This is a genomic window from Pseudomonas syringae group sp. J309-1 (assembly GCF_032582135.1).
Lineage (GTDB): Bacteria > Pseudomonadota > Gammaproteobacteria > Pseudomonadales > Pseudomonadaceae > Aquipseudomonas > Aquipseudomonas quasicaspiana.
On sequence record NZ_JAWHNU010000014.1, the window covers coordinates 53,695 to 71,002 of the forward strand.

Annotated in this window: 18 protein-coding genes and 1 pseudogene; 4 read left to right on the forward strand and 15 right to left on the reverse strand. The window is 52.9% G+C overall.

Annotation, left to right across the window (positions count from 1 at the left end; genetic code table 11):
- Positions 1-169 precede the first annotated feature (169 nt).
- On the forward strand, positions 170-1,597 hold the full coding sequence (locus RX972_RS10765) for an MmgE/PrpD family protein (RefSeq protein WP_316874935.1): 1,428 nt from the start codon (positions 170-172) through the stop codon (positions 1,595-1,597).
- Positions 1,598-2,120: 523 nt separating this feature from the next.
- Here RX972_RS10765 and RX972_RS10770 read toward each other — a convergent pair.
- Positions 2,121-2,957 (reverse strand): transporter substrate-binding domain-containing protein, encoded by an 837-nt coding sequence (locus tag RX972_RS10770; protein ID WP_122394657.1) that lies wholly within the window; start codon positions 2,955-2,957, stop codon positions 2,121-2,123.
- A gap of 267 nt (positions 2,958-3,224) precedes the next feature.
- On the opposite strand from RX972_RS10770, the gene RX972_RS10775 reads away from it, so the two are divergent.
- The gene (locus tag RX972_RS10775; RefSeq protein ID WP_122704028.1) at positions 3,225-4,151 is read left to right on the forward strand and encodes an aldo/keto reductase; all 927 of its coding nucleotides are present in this window, start codon (positions 3,225-3,227) and stop codon (positions 4,149-4,151) included.
- A gap of 23 nt (positions 4,152-4,174) precedes the next feature.
- Positions 4,175-5,500 carry an NTP/NDP exchange transporter gene (locus RX972_RS10780; protein WP_316874938.1) on the forward strand — a complete coding sequence of 442 codons (1,326 nt, stop codon included), beginning with the start codon at positions 4,175-4,177 and terminating at the stop codon, positions 5,498-5,500.
- A 239-nt stretch (positions 5,501-5,739) separates the two neighbouring features.
- On the opposite strand, the gene RX972_RS10785 is transcribed toward RX972_RS10780, so the two are convergent.
- Positions 5,740-6,465: an ABC transporter substrate-binding protein gene (locus RX972_RS10785; protein ID WP_316874940.1), complete on the reverse strand. Its 726-nt coding sequence runs from the start codon at positions 6,463-6,465 to the stop codon at positions 5,740-5,742.
- A 532-nt stretch (positions 6,466-6,997) separates the two neighbouring features.
- On the opposite strand from RX972_RS10785, the gene RX972_RS10790 reads away from it, so the two are divergent.
- Positions 6,998-9,421 (forward strand): glucose/quinate/shikimate family membrane-bound PQQ-dependent dehydrogenase, encoded by a 2,424-nt coding sequence (locus RX972_RS10790; RefSeq protein WP_316874942.1) that lies wholly within the window; start codon positions 6,998-7,000, stop codon positions 9,419-9,421.
- Between the two features lie 233 nt (positions 9,422-9,654).
- On the opposite strand, the gene RX972_RS10795 is transcribed toward RX972_RS10790, so the two are convergent.
- The 13 genes and pseudogenes from RX972_RS10795 to RX972_RS10850 all read right to left on the reverse strand — a co-directional run bounded on the left by RX972_RS10795 (position 9,655) and on the right by RX972_RS10850 (position 17,305).
- A complete protein-coding gene (locus RX972_RS10795; RefSeq protein WP_316874944.1) occupies positions 9,655-9,897 on the reverse strand; it encodes a DUF6124 family protein in 243 nt (80 codons plus the stop codon).
- 339 nt (positions 9,898-10,236) lie between these two features.
- Complete coding sequence (locus RX972_RS10800; RefSeq protein WP_316874946.1) at positions 10,237-10,932, reverse strand: hypothetical protein; 696 nt, start codon at positions 10,930-10,932, stop codon at positions 10,237-10,239.
- Positions 10,933-11,138: 206 nt separating this feature from the next.
- Positions 11,139-11,429 (reverse strand): hypothetical protein, encoded by a 291-nt coding sequence (locus RX972_RS10805; protein WP_187522927.1) that lies wholly within the window; start codon positions 11,427-11,429, stop codon positions 11,139-11,141.
- 74 nt (positions 11,430-11,503) lie between these two features.
- Positions 11,504-11,749, reverse strand: a pseudogene (locus tag RX972_RS10810) (POTRA domain-containing protein); the annotation flags it as partial.
- A gap of 41 nt (positions 11,750-11,790) precedes the next feature.
- The gene (locus RX972_RS10815; protein WP_316874951.1) at positions 11,791-12,015 is read right to left on the reverse strand and encodes a hypothetical protein; all 225 of its coding nucleotides are present in this window, start codon (positions 12,013-12,015) and stop codon (positions 11,791-11,793) included.
- A gap of 131 nt (positions 12,016-12,146) precedes the next feature.
- Complete coding sequence (locus RX972_RS10820; RefSeq protein WP_187522924.1) at positions 12,147-12,551, reverse strand: hypothetical protein; 405 nt, start codon at positions 12,549-12,551, stop codon at positions 12,147-12,149.
- 265 nt (positions 12,552-12,816) lie between these two features.
- Positions 12,817-13,167 (reverse strand): hypothetical protein, encoded by a 351-nt coding sequence (locus tag RX972_RS10825; RefSeq protein ID WP_316874953.1) that lies wholly within the window; start codon positions 13,165-13,167, stop codon positions 12,817-12,819.
- 406 nt (positions 13,168-13,573) lie between these two features.
- On the reverse strand, positions 13,574-14,158 hold the full coding sequence (locus RX972_RS10830; RefSeq protein ID WP_316874955.1) for a hypothetical protein: 585 nt from the start codon (positions 14,156-14,158) through the stop codon (positions 13,574-13,576).
- A gap of 441 nt (positions 14,159-14,599) precedes the next feature.
- Positions 14,600-14,845, reverse strand: a complete 246-nt coding sequence (locus RX972_RS10835) for a hypothetical protein (RefSeq protein WP_316874956.1) — start codon at positions 14,843-14,845, stop codon at positions 14,600-14,602.
- A gap of 134 nt (positions 14,846-14,979) precedes the next feature.
- Positions 14,980-15,708 (reverse strand): hypothetical protein, encoded by a 729-nt coding sequence (locus RX972_RS10840; RefSeq protein WP_316874957.1) that lies wholly within the window; start codon positions 15,706-15,708, stop codon positions 14,980-14,982.
- 4 nt (positions 15,709-15,712) lie between these two features.
- Entirely contained in the window at positions 15,713-15,961 is a 249-nt protein-coding gene (locus RX972_RS29480; protein WP_410478221.1) for a putative toxin, read from the reverse strand.
- Between the two features lie 117 nt (positions 15,962-16,078).
- Positions 16,079-16,456 carry a hypothetical protein gene (locus tag RX972_RS10845; RefSeq protein WP_316874959.1) on the reverse strand — a complete coding sequence of 126 codons (378 nt, stop codon included), beginning with the start codon at positions 16,454-16,456 and terminating at the stop codon, positions 16,079-16,081.
- A 561-nt stretch (positions 16,457-17,017) separates the two neighbouring features.
- Complete coding sequence (locus RX972_RS10850; RefSeq protein ID WP_316874960.1) at positions 17,018-17,305, reverse strand: hypothetical protein; 288 nt, start codon at positions 17,303-17,305, stop codon at positions 17,018-17,020.
- Positions 17,306-17,308: the final 3 nt, after the last annotated feature.

Genomic DNA, 17,308 nt, shown 5'->3' on the forward strand with positions numbered 1-17,308 from the left:
AGGCCGCTCAGCATTGCCTTCGCCAGACAAAGGCCGCGCATGGTAATAGCTGGACACAAATAGCGATAAATACCTGATATGCATTTGCATATTCGTTTTTGTTCTAGCAATCCATATGCCATTCGATTGCGTAAGCAGTAGCCTTTGACGTTTTCACACGGGCACCGCCATGAGCAGCGATTCACTGACCCACACCCTCGCGCGATTCGCTGCAGACCTGAAGTTGACGCACGTGCCCGACGTGGTGCGTGAGCAGATCAAACTGCACCTGATCGACGCCCTCGCCTGCGGTCTTGCCTCAACGCGCAGCGAACTGGCAGTCAGATTCCAGCAGCATTGCATCGAAGAATACGCTGCGGGCCCCTGCGCGCTGTTGGGCACCTCCGTGCGTCTGGCACCGGTGGGCGCTGCGCTGTACAACGGCATGGCAATCAACGCGCTGGATCATGACGATGGCTTCGAGGTGGATGGCCGCGGAATGGGTCATCCGGGTGCAAGTCTGGTAGCTGCGGCACTCAGTGGTATCTGGCTGCGCAAAACCTCTGGCGTTGAACTGCTGGAAGCGCTGATCGCCGCTTACGAGATCAACGCTCGGGTAATCATCGCTGTGCAGCCAAGCATTGAACGCTTTCGTCAGGTGTACGGCGTTTGCCAGCATCAGGCATTGGGTGCTGCGGTTGCGTTTGGCAAGCTGATGCAGCTGGACGCGGCAGGTCTGGAAAATGCCCTGGGTCTGGCGGGCACGCTGACGCCACTGCCGAGCCTGCGTAAATACAACTGGGAATCCCGACCATTGGTGTCATTCAAGGACTTCACCGCACCAGCCGCCGAGGCCGGGGTCCGCGCGGTGCGCCTGCAACAGCATCAGTGGGTAGGCGCTCAATCGGTGCTGGATGGTGATCAGGGCTTGTGGCGCATGCTCGGCTCCGATCGGTTTGATCCACACCTGCTAGTCGCCGGTCTGGGCAGCGAATGGCTTGCAGCCAACGCCAGCCTCAAGCACTACCCCGCCTGCCGGTGGATACACACGGCGCTAGAGTCGTTCGAGCAATTGCAATCGAGCCATTCCTTCCACGCCTCGGCCATCAGCGAGATACGCGTACTGACCGGCACCACCCAGGCCCGCGACTTTATGGACAGGCGACCGGTCAACGAAGTGGACGCTCAATTCAGCCTGCCTCATACACTGGCCTGTCTTGCGCTGGGCATCGCGACACAGGATTGGCACACAGCTCGCACCTTGAATGATCCGCAGATTCAGGCGTTGGCGGATCGGGTGGTTGCCGAGGTCGACCCGGAATTGAACGCGCTGATGGCCGATACCCGCCGCCCGGCCGGGCAAGTGCTGGTACGACTGGGTGAGGAAATGATTACCGGCCTACGACTGGACTATCCGCTGGGTTGCCGCGAAAGGCCATTGAGCCGCGAACAGGTGGCAGACAAATTCCGCCAGTACGCGCCATTGGGCGGCGCTGCTCAGAACGTCGAATTGATACTGGCGGGGTTGTTTGCAATTGAAGAGTGCGAGGATGTGGCGGTATTGCTGGAGGGGTTGTCTGGACCTGATTCACCCCACTCGGGCGCCGGCGGGTCGTGAACAATTCAGAACCCTGTGGGAGCCGGGCTTGCCCGCGATAAGGTTCAGGTAATCTGCCTGACAAACCGCGGTGTCTGTATCGCGGGCAAGCCCAGCTCCCACAGAGCCGACCCGAGCTGTGTCAGAAACACCGCTATCTCAGCCTTCGGCAGCTCCTACAGCTCATTCACAGGTATCGAGTTACTTCGCCCACTGTTCCTTGATCACCGGCGGTACTTTGATTGGGTCTACGCCGCGCAGGCTGCGGGTTGTGAACAATTCAGAACCCTGTGGGAGTGGTCCCGGTATCCCTGACACCTCGCTGTCGCTAAGCAAACGGATGACCCTGTAGGAGCCAACTTGTTGGCGAGACGTCGGACCCGCATCGTCAGAAATTCCGCTTCGCCAACAAGTTAGCTCCTACAAGGTCCGCGTTTCAAATCCATTATTGGAGTGATGTTTGATAGGAGCCGACCCGGGCTGTGTCAGAAACACCGATATCGCAGTCTTCGGCAGCTCCTACCGCTCATTCACAGGTATCGAGTTACTTCGCCCACTGCTCCTTGATCACCGGCGGTACTTTGCTAGGGTCTACGCCGCGCAAGCGCAGAGCGTCTTCGTAGTACTTCTGGGTGGTTCCGCTTTCATAGAGTTTGGCGAATTCCTTGCCGACGAAATCCCGGAAGGTCTTGTCATCTTCGTAACGCACAGCGCCACTGGTGCTCACCGCGACGATAGGCGTTGGCAGGATCAACGTCCCTTTGCGCACTTTGGCTTGTTGCAGCGCCAGCGCCGGGTGGAAGTAAGACAGGCCGTCGACACGTCCTGCATAGAACGCGGCAACGCCTTCGTCCATGTTGGTGTAGCGCTCCAGATGGGCCTTTTTGAAGGTCTTGCTGAGGATCAAGTCCGGACTGCTGCCCTGGGTGACGCCAATACGCACGTCGTCACGGTCCAGGTCTTCCCAGGTGGTCGCGGTCAGGCCGTCACGGAGCAGTACGCCTTGGGCATACCAGAAGAATGGCTGCTCGGGAAAATCCACAGCCTTGCGACGTTCTTCAGTCGGGTCCAGCACCAGCATCAGGTCAATCTGACCGGATTGCAGTGCAGCGACCGAATTACCCCACGTAGTTTCGACCGTAACCAGTTTGACGCCCAGTTCCTTGGCGATGTCCTTGCCCACGTTGTAGCCGATGCCGTTCCACTCCTCGGTGGCAGGATCCTTGAAAAACCAGGGCTCCCCCTGAGCGACACCAATCCGTAGCTCACCTGAATCGTGGATCTGCTTCCAGGTCGAGGCCGACTCTGCGGCCTGGGCGATGGAAACGGTGGACAGCAGCGCAGCGGCAATGACTCGCGCGTAGAAACCTAGAGACTTCATCGAGGTGATCCTGTTGACGTTGTTGACCCGTGTGGGGGGACGAATGATGGCAATTCGCACAGCGCATTCAAAAGAATTAATAGTATGTTTTTAATTACCTCAAGGAATATCAGAACAAACAACCTACCGAAAAATCAGATACCCGAAGGTAACGATTTGTAAAACATCACCGACCATCTCACCGACGGGCGCGCTTCTCAAGGGGTTTGGATGTGTTTCTATCCATGACACCTCTGTTACACATTCAAGAATGAAAGGAGTCGTCGCATGCCCGCCCACTCGTTAAGCCGCCGTCACTTCATTCAAGCAAGCTCAGCGCTGGCCGCAATGGCTGCCTTGTCTCCCCTGCTTCCGGCATTTGCGGCGACATCGCTGTTGACCCGCAAGATTCCCTCATCAGGTGAAGACTTGCCGGTGATTGGCCTGGGCACCGCGCGCACCTTTAACTTTGCACTGACTTCAGAAGAGATGACTCCGGCGCTGGAAGTCCTCAAGACGCTACTGAATGGCGGCGCAAAGTTGATCGACACCGCGCCGAGTTACGGGGAATCACAATCCGTCACAGGCGAATTGCTGACCCGCGCCAAAGCCCATGGCCAGGCCTTTATCGCCACCAAGGTTTCGTCAACAGGGCGAGAAGCGGGTTTGCAGCAAATAGAGCAAGCGTTCAAACAACTGCAGACCGAACGTATCGACCTGATTCAGGTGCACAACCTGCAAGACACAACCACTCAGTTGCAGACCTTGCGCGAACTCAAGCAACAGGGTCGTATTCGCTACATCGGCGTGACGCATTACGTCGAGTCGGCTCACGATGAACTGCTGGCGGTGCTACAGAAAGAGAAAGTGGATTTCGTTCAGGTCAACTATTCCATTGGCGCCCGCAATGCTGAAAAGCGTCTATTGCCCTGGTGCGCCGATAATGGCGTCGCAGTGCTGGCCAACCGCACCTTCGAGGCCGGTCGACTGTTTGCCAAGGTCAAAGGCAAGCCATTGCCGGATTGGGCATCTGCCGAACTGGATGCCAGTTCATGGGCACAACTGATGCTCAAATTTGTGCTCGCCAACCCAGCCCTAACCGCAGTGATTCCGGCGACCAGCAACCCGCGTTATGCTGCCGACAACCTTCTGGCAGGCCAGGGCCGATTGCCGGACGCCAGGTTGCGTGAGCGGATCGCCGAACAGTTCGCCTGATCACCCAAGCCGGGAGCGTCTCCGTGTCCTTTGTTGACCACCCACTGATCCAACGCGCTGCCCGTGTCATCAACGCCGAGCCGGAAGAATTGAGCCCGGCACTCGCTGGCTTTGCGCTCTTCTTCTGCCTGTTCTGTGGCTATTTCATGCTGCGCCCGATTCGTGAAGCGATGGGGATTCAGGCGGGCGTCGAGAATCTGCAGTGGTTATTCACGGCGACATTCGTGGTCATGCTGATTGCCGTACCGCTGTTTGGCTGGCTGAACTCTGTAGTGCCACGCGTCCAGTTCGTCGACTGGGTGTACGGATTCTTTGCCATCAACCTGCTGTTTTTTGCCCTGACATTTGCCCTTCATGACGACAGCGTCTGGCTGGCGCGAGCGTTCTACGTGTGGATCTCGGTCTACAACCTGTACGTGGTGTCAGTGGCCTGGAGCCTGATGGCCGACGCGTTCGATGGCGCGCAGGCACGGCGGTTGTTTGCGTTTATCGCGGCGGGCGCCAGTGTGGGCGGCTTGATGGGGCCACTGATCAGTGCGTTCTCGATTGACGTGCTCGGCCAAGGCGGACTGGCGCTGTTCAGTGCGTTATTGCTGCTGCTGGCATTGGCACTCAAACGCTACCTCATGGCGTGGCGCGAATCTGGCGGCGCAGGACGGCCCGGTGCACCACCTGCTGAAAACCCGCGTCGGCCAGTGGCGGGCAACCCGTTCAGCGGCATGCTGCGAGTGCTGCGTTCGCCATATCTACTGGGCGTGTGCCTGTTTGTGGTGTTGCTCGCCACTGCAAGCACCTTTCTGTATTTCGAACAGGCGCGACTGGTTTCGGAGTTGTTTGCTACACGTGAGGAGCAGATCCGCGTATTTGGCCTGATCGACTTTGCGGTGCAGGCCGGTGCCCTGGTCTCGCAACTGTTCATCACCGGACGCATCGCTCAACGCTTCGGTATACGGGTGCTGCTGGCGGGCGTTCCGGCGCTGGTCTGTATCGGCTTCATCGGCCTGGCGCTGGCACCGACCTTCGCCATGTTGGCCGGGCTGATGATCGTGCGCCGCATCGGCGAATACGCCTTTATTCGGCCCGGTCGGGAAATGCTTTTCGCGCCTCTGGATGCCGAGACCAAATACAAAGCCAAGAACTTCATCGATACCGTGGTCTATCGCGGCGGCGACGCCATCAGTGGCTGGGCCAAGAGTCTGCTGGACATGCTGGGTCAAGGCACTGCGCTGGTGGCCTTGGTGGGCGCAATCTGTGCGGCACTCTGGGCGGTTACGGGGTGGTATCTGGGGCGGCGGATGGATCGGGACGTGATCGAAGAGCGCGTGAAACAAACTGATCACCTGGATTGAAATGCAATCCCTGTAGGAGCTGCCGAAGGCTGCGAAACATTTATCCTGATACACCGATATCGCAGCCTTCGGCAGCTCCTACACAGACTGTGTGAAAACGACTGCAGGCTGGGCACCTTCGGTGCTACGCGCACAATACTGCGTTGCGCCTTGTCTTGCGGTCGCTCGCTACGTTTTCACACAGTCTGTACAGGGCCGATGTTAGCCGCACGACAGCGCAGTGTAGCCCGAGCCTCCTGTCAAACAGGAACCGCAACATCGCCCTGCCCCGTAGCATCCAGCGCCTGGCGTACAAACCCGTTGGCCTTCTGCCGTTCGATAAAGCGCTGCACAAACTCAGCACCTGCAACATGCTGGCGAGGGACGGCCATGGCCTGGCGAATCGATGTGAATGCGCCTTTAAGTACTCGATAACCTGAATGAGCAGCGGCGAATTTCTCCAGTGGCTGGCGAACCCCGGCTGCTGCGTCCAGCCCTTGTTCCAGAAACAAATCGACTGCCGCAGCAGAGGTTTCTGCGCGGCACAGTTCGGCGTGCTGCAGTGTTCTGCTCAGATACAGGTCATAGGCAGCGCCTTTACCCACCGCCAGTCGCAGGCCACTGCGATCCAGATCGTCCACTTCCCTGAACGCAGAATCTGCGGCGACAAGGTAAGTCCCTTCAATCGCTACGTAAGGATCACTGAACGCGATCTGCTCAGCGCGCACGGGCTCGATGGCCAGAAATGCAACGGTCCATGCAGCTTGTTCCAGTGCGGCGAACACCTTGCCTGCCGCATCGAACGTAACCATCTCCAGACGCACACCCAATTCCTCGGCCAGTGCTTTCGCCAGCTGTACAGAAACCCCTTGAGGGCTGCCATCGGCCGCCTGCTGCGCGAGCACCGGATTGCCAAAATTGATGGCAGCGCGCAGAACACCGTCAGGCGCCAGGTCAGCCAGTACCGCCGGGGATATTTCGCTCATGTTTTCTCCTGGTTATTTTTAGGCACGGCAGCACGATGCCATGAAACATAAACAACTTTTCTCAAAATCATCCTGTATCCCCTGAGAACACCGAAAGCGCAACACATTAGTCCTGTAGGAGCTCAACCGAGGTTACGAGGCCAGCGATGGCGGTGTGTCAGACAAACCGTGATCGCTGGCCTCGTAACCTCGGTGAGCTCCTACAGAACAGGGTTCGGCTCATCAGACAACATTTTGGCTAATTGAAGCCCTCTACCGGCGCAACAACTCACCCATTATTACCAATCCCGCAACAGTGTTTTCCCTAAATGCGGAATGACAATTTGTCGCAGGCAGGGCTTTTTTTGATATCGTTGCAAAAGTAACCAGTTAGTTAATTGTTTGCGGAGTTCCATCGAACTGAGCCGTGTCGTCTGCGTCGAGCCCGAAAAGTTTGCTCGCGACCACTGCCCGGAAGCAGCTTCACCGGCCGCTTCCTCCACTACGCTTAACCTTTCACACAAACGCTCACGCGTTATCAGGATCATGCACCATGACTAAGTCTCAACCTACGGCATCCGTCAGCCGCTGGCCCATCTGGGTCGCGGCTCTCGGCGTGCTGGTATTTGGATTACTGTTCACAGGACTGGGCGGCTTTCTCGTCACGGTTGGCGGCAGTTGGTACTTCCTGCTTGCCGGTCTCGGTATGCTCGTCTCGGCAGTACTGCTTTTCAAACAGCGCCTGACAGGTGCCTGGCTGTTCGCGGTCGTCATGGTGCTGTCCATCATCTGGGCCCTGGCTGACGCCGGTCTGAACTTCTGGCCGCAAATCTCCCGCCTGTTCGCCTTGGGCGTATTGAGCCTCGTGGTTGCGCTGGTCTACCCGACCCTGCGCAAAGCCAATGGCCTTGTGAGCGGTCGCGGCGGTTATGCGCTGAGCGGCTTGCTGGCCCTGGCCATCGTTGGCGGCGTATGGGGTATGTTCATCCCGCACGCGTCGGTCTCCCCGACCGGTGACGGCCCGGGCCTGACCAAAGTCGACCCTGCCAAAGCGCAGAAAGACTGGGCCCATTACGGTAACGATGAAGGCGGCAGCCGTTTTGCGGCGCTGGACCAGATCAACCGCAGCAACGTCGGCAGCCTGGTGCCCGCCTGGACTTACCAGACCGGTGACGTGGCGATCAGCGACGGCAACGGTGCCGAAGACCAGATGACCCCGCTGCAAGTCGGCGACAAGGTGTTCATCTGCACCCCGCACAACAACGTCATCGCACTGGATGCCGACACCGGCAAACAGCTGTGGAAGAACGAAATCAACGCCCAGAGCAAAGTCTGGCAGCGCTGCCGTGGCCTGGCGTATTTCGATTCGACAGCGGCACTGGCTCAGCCGGTTGACGGCAGCACACCCGCCACTGCTGTGTCGGTACACGCGGGTGCCAACTGCCAGCGTCGCCTGCTGACCAACACCATCGACGCGCGCCTGATTGCCGTGGACGCTGACACTGGCGAGTTCTGCCAGGGCTTCGGCACCAATGGCCAGGTTGATCTGAAGGCTGGCCTGGGTAACGTGCCGGACTCCTACTATCAACTGTCGTCCGCACCGCTGATGGCCGGTTCCACGGTAGTCGTGGGCGGTCGTGTGGCTGACAACGTTCAGGCCGACATGCCAGGCGGCGTGATCCGTGGTTTTGACGTGATCACCGGCGCGATGCGCTGGGCATTCGACCCGGGCAACCCGGAAGACAAAAATGCACCAGCGGGCGACGCTACGTATGTGCGCAGTACGCCAAACAGCTGGGCGCCGATGTCTTATGACCCGGCGATGAACACCATTTTCCTGCCCATGGGCAGCTCGTCCACCGACATCTACGGTGTTGAACGTACCGAGCTGGACCACAAGTACGGCGCTTCGATTCTGGCGCTGAACGCGACTACCGGCGAAGAGAAGTGGGTTTACCAGACCGTCCACAATGACTTGTGGGACTTCGACCTGCCGATGCAGCCTAGCCTGATCGACTTCACCAAAGCGGACGGCAGCAAAGTGCCGGCCGTGGTGATCGGCACCAAGGCCGGTCAGATCTTCGTGCTCGACCGCGCTACCGGCAAGCCGTTGACCAAAGTTGAAGATGTAGCGGTCAATGCTGGCAACATCCCCAACGAACCGTACTCGCTGACTCAGCCCCTGTCGAGCGGCATGCCGCAGATCGGCACCAAGCGCATGACCGAATCGGACATGTGGGGCGCGACGCCGTTTGATCAGATGCTGTGCCGTATCTCGTTCAAGCAAATGCGCTACGAAGGCCTGTACACCGCGCCGGGCACTGACAAGTCGTTGTCCTTCCCAGGCTCCCTGGGTGGCATGAACTGGGGCAGCCTCTCGACTGACCCGGTCCACGGCTTCATCTTCGTCAACGACATGCGTCTGGGCCTGTGGGTCCAGATGGTGCCGCAGCAGAAAGACGCCAAGGCTTCTTCCGGTGGCGAAGCGCTGAACACAGGCATGGGCGCAGTGCCGCTCAAAGGCACGCCGTATGCCGTGAACAAAAACCGCTTCCTGTCGATTGCCGGTATTCCGTGCCAGGCCCCGCCGTTCGGCACCCTGACTGCGATCGACATGAAGACCCAGAAAGTCGCCTGGCAAGTCCCGGTCGGCACCGTTGAAGACACCGGCCCACTGGGCATCAAAATGCACCTGCCGCTGCCAATCGGCATGCCGACACTGGGCGGCACGCTGTCTACTCAGGGCGGCTTGATCTTCATCGCCGGTACGCAGGACTACTACCTGCGCGCCTTCAACTCCGCCAACGGCGAAGAAGCCTGGAAAGCCCGTCTGCCAGTCGGTAGCCAGGGCGGCCCGATGACCTTTGTTTCGCCGAAAACCGGCAAGCAATACGTGGTCATCACCGCCGGTGGTGGCCGTCAGTCCCCGGATCGTGGTGACTACGTAATCGCTTACGCGCTGCCTGACAGCAAGTAATCGATAACAATAAAAACCCGCTGTCACTTAAGGGTGACAGCGGGTTTTTTATTGGCTTTGTTAAAGCCTGTCCCACGACCTTTCACTGATATTGAGATGCATCTGTGGGATGTCCCTGCAAACTCAAACTCCCAGTGGGAGCGAGGCTTGCCCGCGATATGGGCGCTATGGTGCATCAGGTGAATTAACGACTCACATCCACCGCCATTGAAAAACGCTCCTATCAAGACAGACTAAATCGCCTTGCGCTGCCCCTCCAACCCCATCACCGACGCCTCAACCAACGCACGCGCCGCCTCCAACTGATGCACAACCGAGCGCGCCAACGCCCGAAACTCCGGCGTATGGTTATCTGCAGATTCGTAAGCCGTAGCTGCGGCGCAGGTTAAGTATTCGCAAGCGAGCACCAGAGCGTCATTAACGCTGACATCTGGTTTTACCGTGAAGAGGCTGAAATTTGGTTCGGATTTGATCATGTGGGATCACCCTAATAGATTGAGACGCCATGGCGCAGCCTGCTGATTTAATGTCAGCGCACTGGTTGGCGATTGTTACTCCTCGATTGGGGCGGCCTGTCAAAACCGGTCGCTGGTTACGCGACGGACGGAGATTATTCGGTGACTGAGAGCGGTGCAACAAGCGCTGTCCGATACAGCAAAATTTCGGAATAGTCCTACAGGCTTGGAGAGTTCTGCCATGTAGTCATCGCGCGTAGAGTATTGCTGCCGCAACAAGTCAGAAGTAAAAAAGAGCAATCCCAAGCAGGCTTGAATGCTAAACATTCATGATTACGCCTGCGCAATCAGCTGACCTGATTACTGCTTCAAATCAATCATGAGCTTGTCGACCATTAAATCAACGGCATGACCAAAAGCAGTCCGCAATGCCTCTGGGTCCGTAGCGTAACGCTGGGGAGTAAATGCTAGATCATTGCCGTCACTGAGCGCCGTGATGGTCTCAAAGTTACGCCAGATCTGTTCGTCACCACGCCGCATGACTGCAGAAAGACCTATCGTCGGGTACAGCTCAGTACTGAAATTTTTCAATGACACGCCCCACTCCGTCACAATGAACTCTATTTTTGCATCGGCTGTGGCAGCATCCGGAGTGATGGTAAATAGTTTTTCTTTCGTTATCCGCGCCTCAAGTCGCTCTCGAAGGATCACGCCCACATCGATATCGTTGCGCTGCATATTGAGACGGATCGCTTCAGCCGGACTGACCCTTGTGTTATTCGTCGCCGAAGCAGCACTCGCTCCCGCCAATACCGCTGGTGAAATCTTGGAGCCAGTCACCATACCTGAAGCGGCTCCCACTCCCGCGCCCAGTCCGGCTTCCCATGCCTGATCCATACTGTTGTACGTGAATCTCCCCAAAGACATGTCAATCGGGACAATCCAGATGGATTTGACGAGTTGCCTGTTTTCGTTGGACAGGTCTTTGGTGACGCACCCTGCCAGCGAGGCAAAGAGGCATATACAGGCTGCTATTTTTTTGAAAGAACAATCCATTTCTGATCCTCTGGGCGGCATTAATTTTGGCGAGCGGAAAAAGGGTTGCATGACGACGCAAGCATATCAAGCTCGGTATGTTTAAGAGAAATTGAAGCGAAACCGGGGTCAGACCACGGTTAAGCACAAACCAATCATTTCAGAAAAACCGAATTATTAAAGAGCAGATTAAACAACCGAGGGTTGATCCAGCCCCCATAAACCAACTACGGCGAAACAAGAATCACTGGAAAATTTAAAGCTGCGCCTTCAACATAATTCCAAGATAGTGCAAGCAGCTTCTTTGATACATTCGCATCTATCGGCATGATTAACATCAAGAAAGCGTCCAACTCTTCACTGTACTCAATTCCTTTTATGCCTAGATTATTCCTTAGCCTTCCAGAAAACTCACATTCAACGCCATCAATCGAAAAGACATAAACTATCTCAGCATTAATATCCGAATAAGTAATTGACTGAACAACGAGAATGCTGCTTATAGATGGAGTGACCATTCCACACACCCTTAAATGCTTCAACGCCCCATTTATTACTACGGGCTCAGCCAAAGAATCAAGCACCTGAATTTTAGCTGCTCGATCTCACGCAGGTTCAGCTCTTGCCCTTCCCGGCCAAGAAACGCTATCGCCAGTTCCCGCTCCGACAGGCCACTGCCCACTTCGCCCTTGAGGCTTTCCAGCTTGCCTTCCACGACCAGCACTTCAAGCGTGCCTCGGGACAGCTCCCGCTGCAGCAAGTAAGCGCGCGTGTTTACCAGCTCTTTGTCGAGGTAATGATACGTGATGGCCTTGAGAAAGCGATTGAGTTGAGCAATTCTCACTGCTCAAAAGACGCGGATTGCAGGTACAGATCAAATCATGTCAGGTTCAGTTGAGCATCACCCTGCCCGGCTAGAACTTTAGCCACACAGAGCATCCAATCCGTCCAAACTGCCGGATCGGCAGTCTGACCATCGGCAAGATAACTCATACTGCCCAACAAGGAGCCCAAGCCATCTAACTTTGTTCGCTCATACAACTCGACAAGAAATTCATACATCGCAAGATATGCGAGTTCAGGTGTTAAATTCTCGGTACTCATTGCTATTTCCCTTTGAAGTAATCGAGGCAATGAAGAAACTGGGGGCAGACCACGATTAAGCATATCCTAATCACTGTATAAACCCAACTATCATATTGTTAATAACAAATCGTGTCCTGACCCGATTTTTTTTAATCCTTAATACGCTCAACCGAGACTCGGTGGGCATTGGCCATGTAACAGCGGTACTCTTCTCCAGCACGCGACAAAACGCCCCTCTCCCACCAACTACCCCCCTCATTCACATCCACACCCGGCTGCAACAAACTCTTGAACTCTTCATCCAGCAAAGCCACATCGTTAAAAAAGCCCTTCAGTTCAATCGCGCCATAAATACCAGGACAATTCTGCAATTCATTTATCAGACACCTAGCTCTAATTTCATTTTTATACTCCGAATAGTCCCACTCATATCCTTCACGGCACTGCCCAACAAGAAAGCGCCACTTCATAATTAGCGATTCTAGAGTTTCATTTCCAAACCCAAGGTCAGCCAACAAAACAGAGCAACAATCAATAACATTAGCATCACTCACACTTTATCCTCACAACATTTAAACCCTAGAAAACGGGGAAAACTGATGTCAGTCCACGATAAAAAAATAAAAGCTGTACGTCTACTTTTTTTGGACAGCCAATGGAAATTGGGGTCAGGCCACAATTAAGTAAAACCTACCAACTTAAAACAACCAAATTATTAAAGAACCAATAAATCAATCGGGGTCTGACCCCGTATTTCCGCTGACTGATTTTGCCAGCCACCTATGGAAAGTTTTAGTTATAAGGATGTATTCTGCACCTTCAGATCAGTTTCAAAATTCTTAGGTCATGTCGAAACAAGTCTGATTCGTCAGCAGGCACTCCGGCCAAAAGGCTATCAATTCCGTTTTTGGTGATTTGATCTTCAATCAGTTGACGCGCACGAGAACACCAGTCTTCATGCCATCCGCCAGATAGAACCAACAGGATGACTCGCCACATGAAGCTCTCCACTGGGCGCTCAAAGACGTTTTCAAATTGGTAATCGACGTATCCCATGATCTGTTCATGAGGCCACCCCTTCATAACCGCGTGGTCTCGACACCCTTCATAATAGCAGTCCAGCGCCCACGACTTAAGGGTTGTATAAGTAATACGCTCTTCGTGCAGCATCTCAGATTCCTTTTTTGGTCGGACGAATTACACCACCATTATCGAACACATTGACAGAATACAATTAGGGTCAGACCACGATTAAGCACAACCTAATCACTTCAAAAAAGCTAAACCATTAAAGATCGAATAAAACAGTCGGGGTCTGACCCCGTTTCCCTCCGGCCGACGTTTTTCCTTGGGAATCAGTGAGAGAATCGGGGTCAGAGTAAAAACAATGGTGGTCTGATCCCTTTTCTATATTGGGCGGCCAGCGGAGACACATGGTGACTCTTCTACCCAGTACGACCCTCAACCTCAGGTGCAAATAGGATCCGTCTAATAAAAAAATGTCGGTCTGACCCCGATCCCTATGGCCCTATCTTCAAAAAAAACCCCATAACAATCTTGGCCTGCTCCACCTTTTTTATATATACCGAAATTTCCAATAATCATTACCTGCCACTATCCAGTACCGCTCGCGAGCAGGAATTAAAAAACTAAAATCAAAGCACTCAGCAGTCCAATCCGGATAAGCTAAACTCTCATGATCACGCACATCGTCCATGTGCATAAAAATTTTTCTGTCGAAGTTTATGTAAAACCTGGGAAAAGTGGAATGAATAACATTAACCTGTTTAAAAAGGTTTGGCGTCAAACCCTCGCCGGTTAAAAAGTAATGCTCAACCCTCTTAAAAATCTCGTTATCCGCACCTATGAAATCCTCCAAATCGCTTGAAGAAAGAGTTTTTTCACTTGAAGAGGCTAGATATTGCGGAAAATTTTCAGCCGTCATTTTTATAATACCACCTCTGAAACTTTTGCAAGACTGCTCGTATTGCTCTAGGGTTATATCACCATCTTCAAGATAGGCACGATAATCTTTTTCTGCGTCAAGGGAGAAGTTATACTTCTCATCTATAACCCAATAACATTTTCCAGAATGCACAAAAAAACAGACACTTCGCTCTCCATTCCAAAGATCATCAAAAACTGCTTGACTCAACTTCATTTCTTGAACTCCTTTAAAAACTCATTCTGCGTATAAACTCGTGCATTACTCGAGTTCTTTTCGAGTAACGACTCCCAAATCTTGGGTAACTCAATGGAATAACCGGGCTGATCTCTGTCTACCCTCTTCGGTGCATTAGGATCCTTCGTCATTCCGGGAACAGGCCGCTGAGGGACTATTTTGCTCATAATGTCCTTATGCAGGCCAGCATCAACGTCAAATACCACTACAGATCCATCAGGTCGCTTGTTCGTCAAGTAGTACGTAGAGTGATCAGCATTGCCAACACTCACGCAGATTTGTCCTGTACAACCTGGGTTGATAGTGATGGTTCCATCTGCATTGGCAGTAATACGGTTCGTGCCAGATCCGCCCCCTCAACCCTAAAATAGGTTACAGAGGGAGAAACTGGGGGGCAGACCACGATTAAGAACAACCTAATCATTTAAAAAACCAAACTATTGAAGATCGAATAAAACAATCGTGGTCTGACCCCGTTTTTCTTAAGCTGCTGCTGTCGAGGGTTGCGCCGATCAAATGGGCGTTGCCCTGATCGGTCAGGCTGCTATTGACCAGCGTGTTGCTGATTTTGAGTTTGAGGGTGCCGCCCGCTTGTACGGTGCCGGTGTAGGTTGCTGGCCGATGAGGGTTATCTATACCCAGAAATGCTTGAATAAAGAATGTCATTCCAACAGGAGTACCTACAACCGTCCTGGCCTAGTAGGCGGGGTCGATAAGCCATGGTTTTCACATGCGAAAAATAAAAACCAAAATATTAAGGAGCGGATAAAACGATCTCAGTTTGAGCTCATTTTTTTGCCTCAACTCAGAAAGAAACCTTCACTAAAGAGACCTTTAAGTTCAAGTCTACGCCTCGAGAAATAGAGACAATCATCTTGTACATCTTGAAGGCGTTCCGTCACTCGCACCAGATAACCGTTAGAAATTTCATCCACAAAAAAACCTGCATCACTTATGCTTTTTACGTCCACTGCTTCTGCAAACTCGCCACCGTAAAACATAGCCCACCCCATATCTGGCACATCGGGCTTAATGCTTGAATTGAAAGACCCAATTTGAAAGCTATTATTTTTTATATTTGCGTCAGCCTCTAGACCGTCAAACAAATGCATGCATGCGATCTGGGGGCGGAATAATGCACATAACAGTCTAAATACGGAATACCAGTCAATTTTTGCGGTACAGGCTGCCCGAATAATTATTTCGCCAGGGACAATTACTCCTTTAGCGTTCATCATAGTATGAACAACACTCCCTGAAGATTTTATACTTTTTTTCCGTGCCCAAGCAAAGTCATCGAAAAATTCTGAAAGCGCCCCATTAACGCGAACAGCTACAGGAGACGCCCAAATATTCTCGCTTCCATCTATCCCGACAAACGGACTCGTTATTTTATCTGCATTGTTTGAAACATACTCGGGTGTAAGTAATCCACCATTACCGGCCAGCAAATCCAGCAGTTGGCGACCAACCATCCAGTCAGCAGTATGAATACGAGTCCTAATTGCAATTTGAATGTATGCTTTCATATTTTCAGAATTTCGTCATTTCACCAGTGGCCGGGTTGTACCTGAATATATCTCCGCTGGTACGCCTGATCTGTCTAGTAAGCGGACCTGAAATCGTCTGAGTTCTAGGGCTTACGACCAAATTCAGAGGCTGCCCGCTCTCAAGCGCAATCTTTACCTGCGCTTGAAACTTCTTTGTCAGTGAAAGCTTCAGAACGTCCTTAATCTCCAGGAGTCCCCCAACGTTTTTACCCGAGGGAGAAACTGGGGTCAGACCACGATTAAGTACAACCTAATCATTTAAAAAACAAAACTATTAAAGATCGAATAAAACAATCGTGGTCTGACCCCATTTTTCCTCGTTTTCTCTGGTTGGCGCGCCCATCGTAAATCACTTAGGACCATCATCATCATCATCATCATCATCATCATAATATTTATACAAGTCTGCATCGGGCCAAAACTCATCATATGCCGTGAGGACATCTCGCAAAACTTCGCTTCTAGGATCTTGCGAGAGGTCCATCTCCAAAATTACAAAGTCTTTTATTTCCGGCCACTGAAGCTCGCGCATACAAAATGCCACGACCTCGAAGGGGGAGTTGTTCGACATTAATATAGCTTCAAATTTGGGTATGAATTCTTTCCTAAACTCCAAATTACTCTTAACAAACTCTAACACCCTCAACAAAGACGACTCATACGACGTTCCTAGCTCCTCGCCGAAAGCAGCCATTGCCGCGTCGCAAAGTTCGTCAAACTGTTCCATGATGTCACTCATTTTTTGGGCACCCAAGCACCCGAGCTAGGTTTACTCGGATTTGGCAACCAGATTTTTTCTATGTACGTCCCGTTTACATCAAGGCCTTTCTGGGAAAAAGCTTTTTCGGCCGCAGCCTGAGCAGCGGGACCAGACGGCTCATAGTGCCCAGACGTATTATCAATATATTTAACCTTCCCATTCAAAATCTTCACCTCTCCTGCTGCTATGACCGGCTTACCGTTTGCGAGATCGATACGAAAACCGGGGTCAGACCACGATTAATCAAATAAAAACTCCAAGCTTCCTTCAGTGGGCGGCAACGGGCCCACGAATAACTCTTTAAAACAATAGTGGTCTGCCCCCCCGTTTCCGCAGTTTCTCTCACGATTTTCATTACCTATTTTCTTGCCTTTTCCTTTAAAATCGTGGTCTGACCCCATTTTTCCATTGACTGGCCCACCATCAAGTTTGAAACGTCCGCTTATCTGGGCTGCGTTTTGCAGCGGACCGCCCGCAAGGTTGCTTGCATTGCGAGGCGCTGAAGGGGGATTTATTCCTTTTGGACCATCAACTATCCTGCGTCAATATCTTTATAAACCTATCGAACTCCTGAGAAACAGATTCTCCCTCTTCTGGAGAGAGCAACACATTCATAACCTGATCATCAAGGGCACAGTCATATATATCTATACCCACCCAACCTTTAGACCAGAATTCAACAGTCCCTAGCTTGTTAAAACCTTCCAACTCTATCCTTTCAAGGTCACCAAAATCCCCATCAGCAAATGATGAGTACTCTAGAGAAAACCCCTTCAAAAGTGGTTTTACACTTTCGTCAAACCAAGATCTATCCATAAG

Excerpts from the sequence above, each read along its gene's own strand:
- RX972_RS10835 (WP_316874956.1), bottom strand. The coding sequence starts at position 14,845 with ATGACATTCTTTATTCAAGCATTTCTGGGTATAGATAACCCTCATCGG.
- RX972_RS10850 (WP_316874960.1), bottom strand. The coding sequence starts at position 17,305 with ATGGATAGATCTTGGTTTGACGAAAGTGTAAAACCACTTTTGAAGGGG.
- RX972_RS10805 (WP_187522927.1), bottom strand. The coding sequence starts at position 11,429 with ATGGTCACTCCATCTATAAGCAGCATTCTCGTTGTTCAGTCAATTACT.
- RX972_RS10830 (WP_316874955.1), bottom strand. The coding sequence starts at position 14,158 with ATGAAGTTGAGTCAAGCAGTTTTTGATGATCTTTGGAATGGAGAGCGA.
- RX972_RS10775 (WP_122704028.1), top strand. The coding sequence starts at position 3,225 with ATGCCCGCCCACTCGTTAAGCCGCCGTCACTTCATTCAAGCAAGCTCA.
- RX972_RS10765 (WP_316874935.1), top strand. The coding sequence starts at position 170 with ATGAGCAGCGATTCACTGACCCACACCCTCGCGCGATTCGCTGCAGAC.
- RX972_RS10795 (WP_316874944.1), bottom strand. The coding sequence starts at position 9,897 with ATGATCAAATCCGAACCAAATTTCAGCCTCTTCACGGTAAAACCAGAT.
- RX972_RS10815 (WP_316874951.1), bottom strand. The coding sequence starts at position 12,015 with ATGAGTACCGAGAATTTAACACCTGAACTCGCATATCTTGCGATGTAT.
- RX972_RS10770 (WP_122394657.1), bottom strand. The coding sequence starts at position 2,957 with ATGAAGTCTCTAGGTTTCTACGCGCGAGTCATTGCCGCTGCGCTGCTG.
- RX972_RS10785 (WP_316874940.1), bottom strand. The coding sequence starts at position 6,465 with ATGAGCGAAATATCCCCGGCGGTACTGGCTGACCTGGCGCCTGACGGT.
- RX972_RS10840 (WP_316874957.1), bottom strand. The coding sequence starts at position 15,708 with ATGAAAGCATACATTCAAATTGCAATTAGGACTCGTATTCATACTGCT.
- RX972_RS10845 (WP_316874959.1), bottom strand. The coding sequence starts at position 16,456 with ATGGAACAGTTTGACGAACTTTGCGACGCGGCAATGGCTGCTTTCGGC.
- RX972_RS10790 (WP_316874942.1), top strand. The coding sequence starts at position 6,998 with ATGACTAAGTCTCAACCTACGGCATCCGTCAGCCGCTGGCCCATCTGG.
- RX972_RS10825 (WP_316874953.1), bottom strand. The coding sequence starts at position 13,167 with ATGCTGCACGAAGAGCGTATTACTTATACAACCCTTAAGTCGTGGGCG.
- RX972_RS10800 (WP_316874946.1), bottom strand. The coding sequence starts at position 10,932 with ATGGATTGTTCTTTCAAAAAAATAGCAGCCTGTATATGCCTCTTTGCC.